Source organism: Xanthomonas sp. NCPPB 2250 (genome assembly GCF_056725265.1).
In genome coordinates, this window is record NZ_CM161520.1 from 2,927,363 (window position 1) to 2,942,805 (window position 15,443).

The 15,443-nt window shown below is 68.8% G+C and carries 9 protein-coding genes; all 9 read left to right on the forward strand.

The annotated features are described in order from the left end of the window. The first annotated feature begins 349 nt into the window (after window positions 1-349). The 9 genes from AC1PMG_RS11455 (at window position 350) to AC1PMG_RS11495 (ending at window position 15,349) form a co-directional block, all read left to right on the forward strand. Window positions 350-2,848 (forward strand): methyl-accepting chemotaxis protein, encoded by a 2,499-nt coding sequence (locus tag AC1PMG_RS11455; RefSeq protein ID WP_481108963.1) that lies wholly within the window; start codon window positions 350-352, stop codon window positions 2,846-2,848. A gap of 369 nt (window positions 2,849-3,217) precedes the next feature. Further along, a complete protein-coding gene (locus AC1PMG_RS11460) occupies window positions 3,218-3,652 on the forward strand; it encodes a hypothetical protein (protein ID WP_481111656.1) in 435 nt (144 codons plus the stop codon). Continuing rightward, window positions 3,649-5,856 carry a methyl-accepting chemotaxis protein gene (locus AC1PMG_RS11465; RefSeq protein ID WP_481108964.1) on the forward strand — a complete coding sequence of 736 codons (2,208 nt, stop codon included), beginning with the start codon at window positions 3,649-3,651 and terminating at the stop codon, window positions 5,854-5,856. The genes AC1PMG_RS11460 and AC1PMG_RS11465 overlap by 4 nt, the downstream gene beginning before the upstream one ends. Window positions 5,857-5,916: 60 nt before the next feature. Then, window positions 5,917-6,699 (forward strand): flagellar brake protein, encoded by a 783-nt coding sequence (locus AC1PMG_RS11470; RefSeq protein WP_481108965.1) that lies wholly within the window; start codon window positions 5,917-5,919, stop codon window positions 6,697-6,699. Window positions 6,700-6,821: 122 nt separating this feature from the next. Then, window positions 6,822-7,316: a chemotaxis protein CheW gene (locus AC1PMG_RS11475; RefSeq protein WP_017910573.1), complete on the forward strand. Its 495-nt coding sequence runs from the start codon at window positions 6,822-6,824 to the stop codon at window positions 7,314-7,316. A 182-nt stretch (window positions 7,317-7,498) separates the two neighbouring features. After that, on the forward strand, window positions 7,499-7,879 hold the full coding sequence (locus AC1PMG_RS11480; RefSeq protein WP_026143867.1) for a hypothetical protein: 381 nt from the start codon (window positions 7,499-7,501) through the stop codon (window positions 7,877-7,879). Window positions 7,880-7,981: 102 nt separating this feature from the next. Further along, window positions 7,982-10,366 carry a methyl-accepting chemotaxis protein gene (locus AC1PMG_RS11485; RefSeq protein ID WP_481108966.1) on the forward strand — a complete coding sequence of 795 codons (2,385 nt, stop codon included), beginning with the start codon at window positions 7,982-7,984 and terminating at the stop codon, window positions 10,364-10,366. A gap of 169 nt (window positions 10,367-10,535) precedes the next feature. Further along, a complete protein-coding gene (locus AC1PMG_RS11490) occupies window positions 10,536-12,761 on the forward strand; it encodes a methyl-accepting chemotaxis protein (RefSeq protein WP_481108967.1) in 2,226 nt (741 codons plus the stop codon). A 362-nt stretch (window positions 12,762-13,123) separates the two neighbouring features. Then, on the forward strand, window positions 13,124-15,349 hold the full coding sequence (locus AC1PMG_RS11495; protein WP_481108968.1) for a methyl-accepting chemotaxis protein: 2,226 nt from the start codon (window positions 13,124-13,126) through the stop codon (window positions 15,347-15,349). Window positions 15,350-15,443 lie beyond the last annotated feature (94 nt).

The window sequence follows — 15,443 nt, forward strand, 5'->3', positions numbered from 1 at the left end:
TCGGCAGGTCTGCGCATCCCCGAATCGTGCCGCCGTTCGCGGATCGCGCCGTTCCTGCACCGGGGCTGCATCCGCAGGGCACCGCATCGCGTATGTCCTGCCCAATCCGTCCCTCACATGGGCGCCACAACCCTGATGGCCGCATAACTCGGCCGAGTTCACAGATTCAATCTTTGTCTCAAACCGCCGCTAAAGATCTGCCCGATTCGGTCGAGCGCCGGCGATCCCCTCGCATGCGCGCGTCTGCGCCCGGCGAAGTTCGATCGCTGTCCGCCCTCCCTGCATTCCCATCGTATGCGCCTGCTCCCGAGCGCCTGCCTTCTTTCGCTTTTCCCCAGAGACCCGCGCAATGACGTCGCACTCCGCGAACCACGCCGCTCCGCCCGCCTCCGACCGCCGCTCATGTTTGCGGGTCTGGCACGACCTCCCCATTGCGCGCAAGCTCAGCCTGATCGGCGTGCTGGCCTTGATCGGGCTGGCCATTCCCCTGCTGCTGTACACCCGGACCCTCAGCGACGGCGTGGAGGTCAGCCGCGCCGAGCTGCGCAGCTACGCGCCATTGCGCGAGATGCTGCGGCTGCTGGCGGCCCTGCAGGAAGAACAGGTCGACGGCGCCGCCGGCGCGGCGCAGGCGCGCGACACCGCGGACCGGGCGCTGCGCGAACTGCAGCGGACCGTGCCGGCCCTGCCCGGCTTCGAGCGCAGCACGGCGGCGCTGGCACAGTTGCAGCAGACCCTGCAGACCAGGCGCAGCGACTTCGCGACGGTCGCAGACCAGGCCGACGACGCGCTGGACGCCCTGCGCGACGACAGCCAACTGGTCTATACGCCCTACGTGGAGAGCTACCACCTGGTGGTCGGCAGCCTGAACTACGCCCCGGTGACCAGCCAAACCCTGACCCGGCTGGACGCGATGCGCGACCCCTCCCAGGCCGGCGCCGACACCCCGGTCCTGCGCGCGCAGATCGCCGAACTGGCTCGCGATCAGGGTCGCCTGCGGCATGAGCTGAAGAAGGCGTTGGGCCTGCTCGAACAGCCGGATCCGGCCCTGGCCCAGTCGGTCGCCGCCGAAGCCGCCGTCGCCGACCGCGCCCTGCCGCAACTGGCGCAGGCCCTGGACGGCGGCAGCGCCGATGCCGATCAGCGCTGGAACGCGGCCCTGCATGGCTGGGACGAGGCCTTGCACGGGCTGAGCGCCACCGCGTTGCAGGCGCTGCAGCGCCAGTCGCAGCGTCATCTGGACGCCTCGCTGCAGGCGATGTGGACCGCGGTGGCCGGGCTCAGCGTGCTGACGCTGCTGATCGCGGCGATCTGCGCGCATACCCTGATCACCCTGACCCGCAACGTGCGTCGCGCCGCCGGCGTTGCCGCCGACATCGCCGAGGGCCGCCTCGACGCCCGCATCGTGGTGCCCAGCCGCGACGAAAGCGGTCGGCTGCTGGCCGACATGCAACGCATGCAGCAACAGTTGCGCGAGGTGCTGGCCGCGCAGACCGAGATGGCGCGGCGCCACGACGTGGGCCAGACCAGCTATCGCATGGACGAGAGCAGCTTCCCCGGCGACTACGGACGCATGGTCCGCGACAGCAATGCGCTGGCCGCCGCGCACATCGCGGTGACCGAGCGCCTGGCGCAGATCATGGGCCGCTATGCCATCGGCGACCTGTCCGAGGACATGGACCGCCTGCCCGGCGAGAAAGCCCGCCTCACCGAGACGATGGATACGGTCAAGCACAACCTGACCGCGATGAACACCGAGATCAAGCACCTGGCCGGTGCGGCGGCCGCAGGCGACTTCAGCGTGCGTGGCGACACCGCGCGCTTCCAGTACGACTTCCGCCTGATGGTCGACAGCCTCAACCAACTGATGGCCACCGCCGACGGCAACCTGCAGGCGCTGTCGGCGCTGCTGCAGTCGATCGCCGCCGGCGATCTCACCGCACGCATGCACGGCGACTTCCAGGGCGTGTTCGCGACCATGCGCGACGACGCCAATGCCACCACCGAGCAACTGTCCGCCATCGTCGCGCGCATCCAGACCGCTGCGGTCAGCATCAACGGCGCCGCCAGCGAGATCGCCGCCGGCAACGACGATCTGTCGCGCCGCACCGAGCAGCAGGCCGCCAGCCTCGAAGAAACCGCCGCGTCGATGGAGGAACTGACCTCCACCGTCAAGCAGAACGCCGAACGTGCGCGCCAGGCCAACCAGCTGGCCGCCGGCGCCGCCTCGGTCGCCTCGCAGGGCGGCGACGTGGTCGGCCAGGTCGTGCAGACCATGAGCGGCATCGAAGCGTCCTCGAAGAAGATCGGCGACATCATTTCGGTGATCGACGGCATCGCCTTCCAGACCAACATCCTGGCGCTCAATGCCGCGGTGGAAGCCGCGCGTGCCGGCGAGCAGGGCCGCGGTTTCGCCGTGGTGGCCACCGAAGTGCGCACCCTCGCCCAGCGCTCGGCCAACGCCGCCAAGGAGATCAAGACGCTGATCGACGAGTCGGTCGGCCGCGTCGCCGAAGGCTCGGCCCTGGTCGAGCGTGCCGGCACCACCATGCAGGAGATCGTGACCTCGGTGCAGCACGTCACCGACATCATGGGCGAGATCGCGGTCGCCTCGCAGGAGCAGTCGTCCGGCATCGAGCAGGTCAACCGCACCGTCACCCAGATGGACGAGAGCACCCAGCAGAACGCCGCGCTGGTGGAAGAAGCCACGGCCGCGGCGCGTTCGATGGAGGAGCAGGCCGGCCACCTGCGCCAGGCCGTGGCGGTGTTCAAGGTGCAGGCGGCGGCGGCCTCGGTGCGCGCGCCGGCGGTACCGGCCGCGCGCAGGCCGGCACACGCGGCCGCCTGAGTCCAGGCGCGCGGGTCGCCCGACCCAGCGCGGGTCGCGCGACCCGCGCTCGGCCAGTCACGCCCCGGCCGGCGCACGCCGCGCCGCCGGAACAACAACCCGATATGCCGATCGGCCGCGGAACGCCTCCGCGGCCGATTGCGTTTCCAGGCCGGCGAGACAGCCTTTTTTTCGAAAACCCCACACTAGTTTCGTTACCACTGTGTGAAATGTGATGAACACCACCTTAAGGATCGATAGGCGCTGTCGATAACGTGAACAGCCGGTGAGTGCCGGCGTCGCGCTGGCCGGTTTCCAATGCAGGCACTATCCACCACGACGCACCGTTGGGGAGGTTTCACCCACCTGCCATGGGGGCTGTTGCTGCTGGTGCTCTGGAGCATCTGGGCGGCAAGCCAACTGGTGGCGCTCGCCAGCCCGCCGCCGGCCGACAGCGCCGAGGCCATTCGCGCGCGCCTGCTGGCCTTTGCGCCCGCCATCGCCGCTGCCGACGGGCAGCCCGTGGCGTTCCGCCTGCGCGTGGCCGGCTGCGACTGCGCCGCGCCTGCGGCGCCCGCACTGCCAGGGATGCGCAGCGTGGACCTGCGCGCCCGGCTGGCGCCGCCGTCCCTGCCCTATGCACTGATCGTCTTCGATGCGCAGTCCCGCCTGATCTATGCCGGCCCGGCACAGCTGGCCGGATGCGGCACGTCCATCGCCGCCGCGTCGCTGCTGCCGCGGCTGCTCGCCACCGGCGGCGCGTCGCCGCTGATCTCTCCCGCCCAGTGCGGATGTCCCACCGACTCCAAGGAATCCCTCTCATGAGCGCCTCGCCTACCCAAGGCAGCTTTCTCGTCGGCAACGAGCGCTACGTCTACCTGCAGAAACTGGCGGCGCAGGCCGACCGGCTGTTCGTCGTCGTCGCGGTCCTGGCCACCCTCGCCAGCCTGGCCGCCGCCTGGCATCAGGGCGCGTGGACGCCGTGGCTGGCGGTCAGCCTGCCGACCCTGGCCGTCATCGCCCTGCAGGTGAAGCTGCATCCGGGCAGCCTGCTGAGCCGCTGCACCGTGGCCCTGGGCCTGATGGTGCTGGCCGCGGCGCTGATCCAGCAGGCCGGCGGCATGATCGAAGTGCACTTCGGCGTCATCCTGCTGATCGCGCTGCTGCTGTACTACCGCGACTGGCGGCCGATCATGGTCGCGGCCGCCGCGATCGCCGTGCATCACGTGCTGTTCTTCTGGCTGCAGCACCGCGGCCTGCCGGTGCGGGTGTTCACCGCCGAGGCCGGGATCGGCATCCTGGCGATCCATGCGCTGTACGTGGCGGTGGAGGCGGCGATCCTGGTGCCGATGGCGGTGCAGATGCGCCGGCAACTGCTGGACGTGGGCCACGACCCGCACGCCCTGGCCCAGGCCGCGCGCGCCATCGCCCAGCAACAGCCGCTGTCGGCCGCGATCCGCGAGCTGGACCTGCCGGAAGGCTCCATCGCCCACACCCTGGTGGAGGCCAACGCGCAGCTGCTGCGCAGCCGCGAGCAGGACAGCGAGGCCCAGCGCGAGACCCAGCGCATCCGCAGCGCGCTGGACGATGTGACCACCAACGTGATGATCGCCGATGCCGACCGCCGCATCGTCTACGTCAACCGCCCGCTGCTGCAGATGCTCAGCGAGGTGCAGGACGACCTGCGCCGCGACCTGCCGCAGTTCGATGCCAGCGCATTGCTGGGCAAGACCATCGACGTGTTCCACCGCCATCCCGAGCACCAGGCGCGCATGCTCGCCGAGCTGAAGGGCACGCACCGCGCGCAGATCCGCGTCGGCGGCCACACCATGCGCCTGATCGTCAATCCGGTCACCGACGCCGTCGGCAACCGCCTGGGCTTCGTGGTGGAATGGGCCGACCGCACCGACGAAGTGGCGGTGGAAGAGGAGATCGCCGGCATCGTGCGTGGCGCGGTCGCCGGCGACCTCGGCGGACGCATCCGCCTGGACGACAAGCACGGCTTCCTGCTGCAGTTGGGCGAGCAGATCAACGCCATGCTCGCCGCCGGCGCCTCCGGCCTGGGCCACATCCAGCAGATGCTGCGCGCGCTGGCCGAGGGCGACCTGTCGCGGCGCATCGACGCCGACCTGCAGGGCGTGTACGCGAACATGAAGGACGATGCCAACGCCACCGCCGAGCAGTTGTCGGCGATCGTGCGGCAGATCCAGGGCGCCTCGGACGCGATCAACACCGCCGCCGGCGAGATCGCCGCCGGCAACGACGACCTGTCGCGCCGCACCGAGCAGCAGGCCGCCAGTCTGGAGGAAACCGCCGCCTCGATGGAGGAGTTGACCTCCACCGTGAAGCAGAACGCCGAGCATGCGCACCAGGCCAACCAATTGGCGGTCGGCGCCGCGGCGGTCGCCTCGCAAGGCGGCAGCGTGGTCGGCAAGGTGGTCACCACGATGAGCGGCATCGAAGCCTCGTCGAAGAAGATCGCCGACATCATCAGCGTTATCGACGGCATCGCCTTCCAGACCAACATCCTGGCGCTCAACGCCGCGGTGGAAGCCGCGCGTGCCGGCGAGCAGGGCCGTGGCTTCGCCGTGGTCGCCAGCGAGGTGCGCGTGCTGGCGCAGCGTTCGTCCAACGCCGCCAAGGAGATCAAGGACCTGATCGACGATTCGGTGACCCGGGTGGCCGAAGGCTCGGCCCTGGTCGACCAGGCCGGCCGCACCATGCAGGACATCGTGACCTCGGTCCAGCGCGTCACCGACATCATGCGCGACATCGCCTCGGCCTCGCAGGAGCAGTCGGCCGGCATCGAGCAGGTCAACCAGACCGTCGTGCAGATGGACGAGGCGACCCAGCAGAATGCCGCCCTGGTCGAGGAAGCCAGCGCCAGCGCCCGGTCGATGGAACACGAGGCGGGCGAACTGGCACGGGCCGTGGCATCCTTCACCCTGGAGCAGCGCCCGCCGTCGAGCGCGGTCGCCACTGGCGGCAACGTGCAGCCGGTCTACAAAAAAGTCCAGCTCAGCCGATAGCATGCGTGGGGCGGCCCGACGCGGTGCCGCCCCACCCACCTCCAGTACCCACTCTCCACCATGGCCGAAGGCACTCCCAGCGACTCCCCTGTCCCGACTTCGCCGGAAGAAGAAGTGGAGGACGACCGTTTCCTGCTGACCAAGCCGCGACAGATCCGCCAGTTGCTGCAGTCGCTGATCCAGCAGCGTTCGCAGGTCAGCGCGCACGTGGGCGGTCGCGACCAGGCCTTCTCCACCGCGTTGCTGGAGCTGGACGAGGACAGCGTGCTGCTGGACCTGAGCGTCAACGAGGCCTCCAACCGCGCCGCCGAGCAGGCCGAGTACCTGCTGTGCTTCGCCCAGCTGGACAAGGTGCGGGTGCGTTTCCGCATCGAAAGCCCGCAGCGCACCGACGACAACGGCCAGCCGGGCCTGCGCGCCGCCCTGCCGGAATCGCTCTACTACCTGCAGCGGCGCGAGCATTTCCGGCTGGAGACGCCGATCACCGATTCGCCGTCGTGCGTGCTGCGCATCGACGACGATGCCGGCCAGGTCGACCTGAAGCTGCGCGTGGTGGACATCAGCGGCGGCGGCCTGGCGGTGGCGCTGGTACAGGGCCAGCCGATGCCGCAGCTGCAGCAGAGCTATCCGAACTGCGTGCTGCAGCTGCCCGATGCCGACGCCATCCGGCTGACCCTGCAGGTCTGCAACATGTATGTCTCCAAGCTCGCCAACGGCCAGGACACCCTGCGCGTGGGCATGCGCTTCCAGGACCTGCCGCGCGGTGCCGACGCGGCGATCCAGCGCTACGTGTTCCGCATCGAGCGCCAGCGCAGCGCCCGCAAAAGCGGCGTGCTTTCCTGAACGCCGCGAGCGGCCGGCCGATCCGGGTCTAAAGTTCGCCGTGGCCGCGCCGATCTAGCATCAGAGTCGCGCTTTCCCACCCACGCCACCACCCGCAATCCCGTGCGCACCAGGAGCACACGATGAACGACAAGACCACCTCCAACTCCGACGCCACCGGCGGCGAATTCCTCAGCTTCACCCTCGGCGAAGAACACTACGGCGTGGATATCCTCAAGGTGCAGGAAATCCGCGGCTACGACTCGGTCACCCGGGTCCCGGACGCCCCCGAGTACATCAAGGGCGTGATCAACCTGCGCGGCACCATCGTCCCGGTGATCGACCTGCGCCTGAAGCTGCGCCTGAAGGAAGCGCGCTACGACGCCTTCACCGTGATGATCGTGCTCAACGTCGAGAACCGCGTGGTCGGCATCGTGGTGGACAGCGTCTCCGACGTGATCCCGCTGAACGAAGAGCAGATCCGCCCGACCCCCGAGTTCGGCGCCGCGGTCGACACCCGCTTCATCTCGGGCATCGGCACCCAGGACGACAAGATGTTGATCCTGCTGGATATCGAGACGCTGCTGGACAGCGCCGAGTTCGGCCAGCAGCACGCCCACGTCGACGAAGCCGCCTGACCCCCGGCCGCTGCGGCGGCCGCCCGGCTGTAGACGAAACCCGCCGCAAGGCGGGTTTTTATTTGAAATGCGAACTGTTTATCACTTGTGCGAATCAAGTTAACCGGTTTCACGCCGATAGCTGAAGAGTGGCCGGCATCACACGGCCCTCACTTCAGCCCCCGTCCCCAAGGAGTCGTTCCATGAAACCGAGCTTTCCCATGCTGCTGGTCCTGCTGCTCGCCGCCAGCCCCAGCACCTTCGCCCAGTCCCAGCAGATGATCCCGCCGGAGATGGCCACCCGTTTCGTCGGCAAGGACGGCATGGTTTGCGGCAAGGTCGAGAAAGCCAAGTACGCGCAGAATTCCGAAGGCGAGCCGACCTTCCTGTACATGGGCGGCATGTTTCCGCGCCACACCTTCTCCGCCCGCATCGCCGGCGCCGACCGCAGCAAGTTCGGCTTCGCCCCGGAAACCCTGGAAGGCAAGGACGTGTGCGTGATCGGCAAGATCGAGCGGGACAGCTCGCGCGCCGAAATCCAGGTCAGCGCGCCGTCCAGCCTGAAGCTGGCCACCATCAAGTAAGCCCCGGCGCCGCCGTGCTGGACCCGTGCACACGGTCCGGCGCGGCGGCGTTTGCCGTTTTTTGCCCCTTGTCGCCCCCTCCGAATTACGGGAAACGCGCTCATGCAGTGGATTAAAGATCTGAAGGTGATGCCCAAACTGATGCTGGCGTTCGGCGTCGTGCTGGCGTTGATGCTCATCCAGGGCGTGGCCGCCTACCGCGGTCTTAACTCGCTCGATGGCGTGACCAAGAATGTGTCGTCGCAGGTGGTGCCGAGCGTGCGTACCGGCGGCGAAATGCGCGGCATCCTCGGCGAATATCGCAATTCCGCCTACCAGAGCCTGATCCGCAGCAGCGATGCGCTGAAGAAGGAATCGGCCGCGCGCAAGGTTGCGCTGAAGAAGCAGATGGACCAGATTCTGGCCAAGTATCCGCCCAAGATCGCCAGCCCGCAGGAAAAGGCGCTCTATGACCGCCTGGTCGCCGACTGGAAGAAGGCCAGCGCCTCCTACCAATCCGTCGACGAAATGCTGCAGCTCGACCTGCACGACGATGCCATCGACACGTTTACCGGCGAGACCCGTACCCTGCACAACAAGGTAGTGGACGACGTCGTCGCCCTGATCGCCGAGAACGACCGCCAGGCCAAGGCCGCGGCCGACGCCGCCAGCGGCACCTATCGCAATGCTTCCGCAACCCTGCTGATCTGCCTGCTGATCGGCCTCGGCGCGGCGGTCGGCCTGGCCTTCCTGTTCGGGCGGATGCTCGCCAACAGCGTGCGCGATGCGGTCAAGGTGGCCAGCGACGTCGCCGGCGGCAAGCTCGACGGACATATCGACGCCAACAGCAAGGACGAGATCGGCGAGCTGATGCAGGCGCTCAAGCGCATGCAGCAGGACCTGCGCGGGCGCATCGAGCGCGACGCCGCGGTCGCCGCCGAGAACCTGCGCATCCGCACCGCGCTGGACAATTCCTCGACCGGCATGTTCATCGTCGACCTGGACTACAACATCGTCTATGCCAACCCGTCGATGCAGGGCCTCACCGACAAGTACGCCGAGCAGATCCACTCGGTGGCGCCGGCCTTCGATTCGAGCCTGCCGCTGGTCGGCTCGCCGGTGACGGTGCTGGAGTACGGCAACCAGCACGATCCCAAGACCCTGGCGGAACTGGAAAAGAAGGGGGTGATGGAACGCGAGATGGCCTACGTCGACGCGCGCGTCGCCCAGACCATTACCGCCATCCGCGACCAGCACGGCACGCACATCGGCTTTGTCTGCGAATCGCGCGACCGCACCCTGGAAGCGCAGGTCGAGCAGGAAGTGGCCAAGATCGTGCGCGAGGCCGCCGCGGGCGACCTCAGCGGGCGCGTCGGCATCGAAGGTAAGCACGGCTTCTTCCTGCAGCTGGCGCAGCAGCTCAATGGCCTGCTGCAGGCCAACGGCGACAGCATCGGCCAAGTGTCCAGGCTGCTGACCGCGCTGTCGCAGGGCGACCTCACCGCGCGCATGCATGGCGATTTCCAGGGCGTGTTCGCGACCATGCGCGACGACGCCAACGCCACCGCCGAGCAGCTGGCGGCCATCGTCGGCCGCATCCAGCAGGCGGCGAACGCGATCAATGCCGCCGCCGGCGAGATCGCTGCCGGCAACGACGACCTGTCGCGCCGCACCGAGCAGCAGGCGGCGAATCTGGAAGAGACCGCCGCCTCGATGGAGGAACTGACCTCCACCGTGCGCCAGAACGCCGAGCACGCGCGCCAGGCCAATCAGTTGGCCGGCGGCGCCGCCACGGTCGCCTCGCAGGGCGGCAGTGTGGTCGGCCAGGTGGTGCAGACCATGAGCGGGATCGAGGCGTCCTCGAAGAAGATCGCCGACATCATCAGCGTCATCGACGGCATCGCCTTCCAGACCAACATCCTGGCGCTCAACGCCGCGGTGGAAGCCGCCCGTGCCGGCGAACAGGGCCGCGGCTTCGCGGTGGTCGCCAGCGAAGTGCGCACCCTCGCCCAGCGCTCGGCCAACGCCGCCAAGGAGATCAAGGGCCTGATCGACGCCTCGGTGAGCCAGGTGGCCAACGGCTCGACCCTGGTGCGCCAGGCGGGCCAGACCATGACCGAAATCGTCGCCTCGGTGCAGCGCGTCACCGACATCATGGGCGAGATCGCCGCCGCCTCGCAGGAGCAGTCGGCCGGTATCGAGCAGGTCAACCAGACCGTCACCCAGATGGACGAGACCACCCAGCAGAACGCCGCACTGGTCGAAGAAGCCACCGCCGCCGCCCGTTCGATGGAAGAACAGGCCGGCCAGCTGATCGAGGCCGTGTCGATCTTCCGCGTCGAGCAGTCGGCGCAGGCCAGCGCGGTCCACGCGCCGCAGGCCGTGTCCGCGCCGCGGCCGGCAGCGCCGGCGAAGAAGCCTGCGGCCGTCGCCTCCGCCAAGCCGGCGGCGGTGCGTGCCCGCAAGGTCGAGCCGGCACTGGCCGATTCGGACTGGCAGGAGTTCTGAGACAGGCCCGGCCTGTCGTTGCGTCACCCCATCCCCGGCCTGCGCGCCGGGGATTTTTTTGACCGCCGCGCCAGCGCGAGGATTGTCTACGAATCGGTCGCGCCGCGCGCTCAATTTCCCCGTTCCCGGAGCCGTTAAACCTTTGGGAACCTTTCCAAGGACCAGGTCGATGTCGTCTCGCTCGTTGCTCACCCGCCTCTCGGATCTGCCGCTGCGCCGCAAGTTCCTCTGGCAGACCTTGTTGCTGGGTGCCGGCATCGTCCTGCTGGCGGTGATTGCCGCGCGCATGCAGTACCTGGACATCCGCAACACGCGCGAGCAGGCACTGAAGAGCCAGATCGAGCTGGCGCTGGGCGTGGTGCGCGCCTATGCGGCCGAAGTGGACAAGGGCAGCATGCCGCTGGCCGAGGCGCAGCGCACCGCCCTGCGCACCCTGGAATCGATGCGCGCCCGCGACGGCGTGGACTACTTCTACGTGCACGACCTGCACCCGACCATGCTGATGCACCCCACCCGCCACGACCTGGTCGGCAAGGACATCGGCCAGGTGCTCAGCGCCGACGGCAAGCCGATCTTCCGCGAGTTCGTGAAGGTGGCCGAGGCCGGCGGCGGCTATGTCGACTACCTGTGGCCCAAGCCCGGCAACGCCACGCCGGTGGAGAAGGTCTCCTACAACGCCGCATTCGCGCCCTGGCACTGGGTGATCGGCACTGGCGTGTACATGGACGACGTGCAGGCGCAGGCGCTGATCTTCACGGGCGTGATGACCCTGGCCGGCGGCGTGCTGGTGCTGCTCACCTTCGGCATCAACTGGCTGATCGGCAGTTCGGTGCTGCGGCCGGTATCGCGCAGCCTGGAGGCGATCCGCGCGGTGTCGCGCGGCGACCTCAGCGTGCGCATCGACAATCCCGGCCGCGACGAGACCGGCGAGATGCTGCGCGCCACCGGCGAGATGATCCGGATGCTGGAGCGCTTCTCCAGCGAGACCGCGCAGATGGCGGTGCTGCATGCCGACAAGGACATGTCGCACCGCATGCCGGAGGATTTCCCCGGCGTGTACGGCGACCTGGCCGCCAGCATCAACCGCATGATGTTCGAGCACCTGGACGCGATCGTCGACGCCATCGCGGTGCTCAACGAATACGCCAACGGCGACCTGCGCCGCGACGCGCGCCGCCTGCCCGGCAGCCGTGCCGTGCTGCACGAATCGATGGACGCGGCCAAGGCCAGCCTGCTGGCGATCAACACCGAGATCAAGCGCCTGGCCGCTGCAGCCGCCGCCGGCGACTTCAGCGTCCGCGGCGACGCCGGCCGGTTCCAGCACGACTTCCGGCTGATGGTGCAGGACCTCAACGCGATGATGGAGGTCAGCGACCGCAACCTCGGCAAGCTGTCGACGCTGCTGCAGGCCATCGCCGCCGGCGACCTGAGCGCGCGCATGCACGGCGACTTCCACGGCGTGTTCGCGCGGATGCGCGAGGATGCCAATACCACCGCCGACCAGCTCGCCGACATCGTCGGCCGCATCCAGACCGCGGCGCGCAGCATCCACGGCGCCACCACCGAACTGGCCGCCGGCAACGACGACCTGTCGCGCCGCACCGAACAACAGGCGGCCAACCTGGAAGAGACCGCGGCCTCGATGGAGGAACTGACCTCCACGGTCAAGCAGAACGCCGAACACGCCCGCCAGGCCAACCAGCTCGCCACCGGCGCGGCCGCGGTGGCCTCGCAGGGCGGCCAGGTGGTCGGCCAGGTAGTCACCACCATGAATGGCATCGAGGCCTCGTCGAAGAAGATCGCCGACATCATCGGCGTGATCGACGGCATCGCCTTCCAGACCAACATCCTGGCACTCAATGCCGCGGTGGAGGCCGCCCGCGCCGGCGAACAGGGCCGCGGCTTCGCCGTGGTCGCCACCGAGGTGCGCACCCTCGCCCAGCGATCGGCCAACGCCGCCAAGGAGATCAAGACGCTGATCGACGAGTCGGTCGGTCGCGTGAACGAAGGTTCGGCCCTGGTCGACCAGGCCGGTCGCACCATGCAGGAGATCGTCGCCTCGGTGCAGCGGGTGACCGACATCATCGGCGAGATCGCCGCGGCCTCGCAGGAGCAGTCGATGGGCATCGAGCAGGTCAGCCGCACCGTGGCGCAGATGGACCAGGCGATCCAGCAGAATGTCGCCGTGGTCGAGGAAGCCAGCGCCTCGGCGCGGGCGCTGGAAGACCAGGGCCGCCGGCTCGGCGAGGCGGCGGCGGTGTTCCGGCTGGACCCGGCGCAGGCCGGCGCGCACGGCGGCGCAGGCCCCACGCCCGCGCCCCCCGCACGCGGTGCGGCACGGCAGGCGCCGCTGCGGCTGGTGCGCACGGCAGCCCCGACCATCGAGGCCGATTGAGCGGCCATACCGTTGCGATAGAAACAATCACGCACGACACGCCGATTCGCACCACGGCGCGGTTCAAGCTATCGCCGCGCTAGTCGATATCAGGATCACGCTTCGTGGTCCGCGCATGTCACCGCCGGATCACCACCGCGACCGTTCAGGGAGCACGTGATGCCCAGCCGCCGACATCCGCCATCGTCCAACCTCCCGTCGCGGCGCCGCGGCGCCGCACGCGCGCCCCTGTTCGGCATGGGCTCACGCCCGCCTGCGAGCGCCGCCACTGGCGCGGCGCTGCCCTCGCCCCGCTTCGTCTTCGCCGGCTGACCGCCGGCCGCCCTGCCTTTTTTCAACCCGCTGCTGCACATGGAACGCCCATGAACGTACTTGCGCACCTGAAAATCCGCGACAAGCTGATCTTCGCCTTCGCCGTGACCACGCTGCTGACGGTCGTGCTGGGGGGCTTTACCTACTCCCGGACCAACCTGTCCATCGCCGAGCTCAAGCACATCCAGCACGATTGGGTGCCGGCGACCCAGGCCCTGGCCGAGGTGCGCGCGCAACTGGGCGAATTCCGTACCTACGAACTGGCGCAACTGTCGCGCGCCGGCGATCCCCAGGCCCAGGCCGACTACTTCAAGCGCATGCAGAAGGTGCGCACGGAGGTGGCGAAGAACCAGCAGGTCATCGCCGCAATGATGCGCGACCAGAAGCAGGTGCAGATGTACGCCGGCGTGCAGGAGACGCTGAAGGCCTACCTGCAGGCCAACACCGAGATGGGTGCGGCGCTGCGCGCCGGCGACGTGGCCGGCGCACAGAAGATCTCCGACACCCAGTCGCGGACGCTGCGCCGGACCTTGTTCGAGCGCATCGTGGCGCTGACCCAGTACAACGTCGCCGAACTGAACCGGGAGATGGACCGCGCCGACAGCCAGCTGTCCAACACCAAGACCCTGATCGTGACGCTGCTCGGGCTGGCCGTGCTGTTCGCCAGCGTCACCGCCTGGCTGATCGCGCGCGGGATGGCGCGCCAGCTGCACGCGGCCAAGCGCCTGTCGCAGGCGGTGGCGCGCGGCGAACTGGAGGGCGCCACCTATCCGCACGGCAAGGACGAGATCGGCGAGCTGATGGACGACATGCTGATCATGCGCTCGCGCATCCACAGCGTGATCCGCGCGCAGGACGAGATGGCCCGGCAGCACGCGTGCGGCACCATCAGCTACCGCATGGACGAGAACGCCTTCCCCGGCGAGTACGGGCAGATGGTCAAGGGCACCAACGAGCTGGTGGCCTCGCACATCGCGGTGAAGATGCGCCTGCTGCAGATCATCCAGCGCTATGCGATCGGCGACCTGTCCGAGGACATGGACCGCCTGCCCGGCGAGAAGGCCGTGCTCACCGAAACCATGGACATGGCCAAGCAGAACCTGACCGCGATGAGCGAGCAGATCAAGCAGCTGGCGGAGGCGGCCGCGGCCGGCGCCTTCGGCACGCGCGGCGACCCGGAACGTTTCCAGTACGGCTTCCGGGTGATGGTGCAGGACCTCAACGCGATGATGGAGGTCAGCGACCGCAACTTGGGCGAGCTGTCCACGCTGCTGCGGGCCATCGCCGCCGGCGACCTGACCGCGCGCATGCACGGCGAGTTCCATGGCGTGTTCGGTCGCATGCGCGACGACGCCAACGCCACCGCCGCACAGCTGGCGGCGATCGTCGGCCGCATCCATGCCGCCGCCGCCAACATCAATGTCGCCTCCACCGAGATCGCCAGCGGCAACGGCGACCTGTCGCGCCGCACCGAACAGCAGGCCGCCAGCCTGGAGCGCACCGCCGCCTCGATGGAGGAACTGACCTCCACCGTCAAGCAGAACGCCGAGTACGCACGCCAGGCCAATCAGCTTGCGGCCGGCGCCGCCGCGGTGGCCTCGCAGGGCGGCGACGTGGTCGGCCAGGTCGTCACCACCATGAACGGGATCGAGGCCTCGTCGAAGAAGATCGCCGACATCATCGGCGTGATCGACGGCATCGCCTTCCAGACCAACATCCTGGCGCTCAATGCCGCGGTGGAGGCAGCGCGCGCCGGCGAACAGGGCCGCGGCTTCGCCGTGGTCGCCACCGAGGTGCGCACCCTCGCCCAGCGCTCGGCCAACGCCGCCAAGGAGATCAAGACGCTGATCGACGAGTCGGTCGGCCGCGTCGCCGAAGGCTCGGCCCTGGTCGACCAGGCCGGCCGCACCATGAGTGAGATCGTGACCTCGGTGCGCCGCGTCACCGACATCATGGGCGAGATCGCCGCCGCCTCGCAGGAGCAGTCCGCCGGCATCGAGCAGGTCAACCAGACCGTGGTGCAGATGGACGAGAGCACCCAGCAGAACGCCGCACTGGTGGAAGAAGCCACCGCCGCGGCGCGCTCGATGGAGGAACAGGCCGGCCAGTTGGGCGCGGCCATCGCCGCCTTCAAGCTGGACACCTATCACGGCGCGGCCGCCAACGCGCCGACGGCGCAAGCCGTGCCGGCCGCGGTACGCGCCAGGCCGCGTGCGGCAGCGCGCCCGCGCCCCGCCAGCGCCGACGCCAGCGAGGCCCAGTGGCAGGAGTTCTGAGCCCCCACGCCACCGCCGGCGGTCTTTCCTGACTGCCAGCTGTCAATTTCGTCCGTTCCCGGCCGATAACCCGATTGACCGACCATCGCTGCGC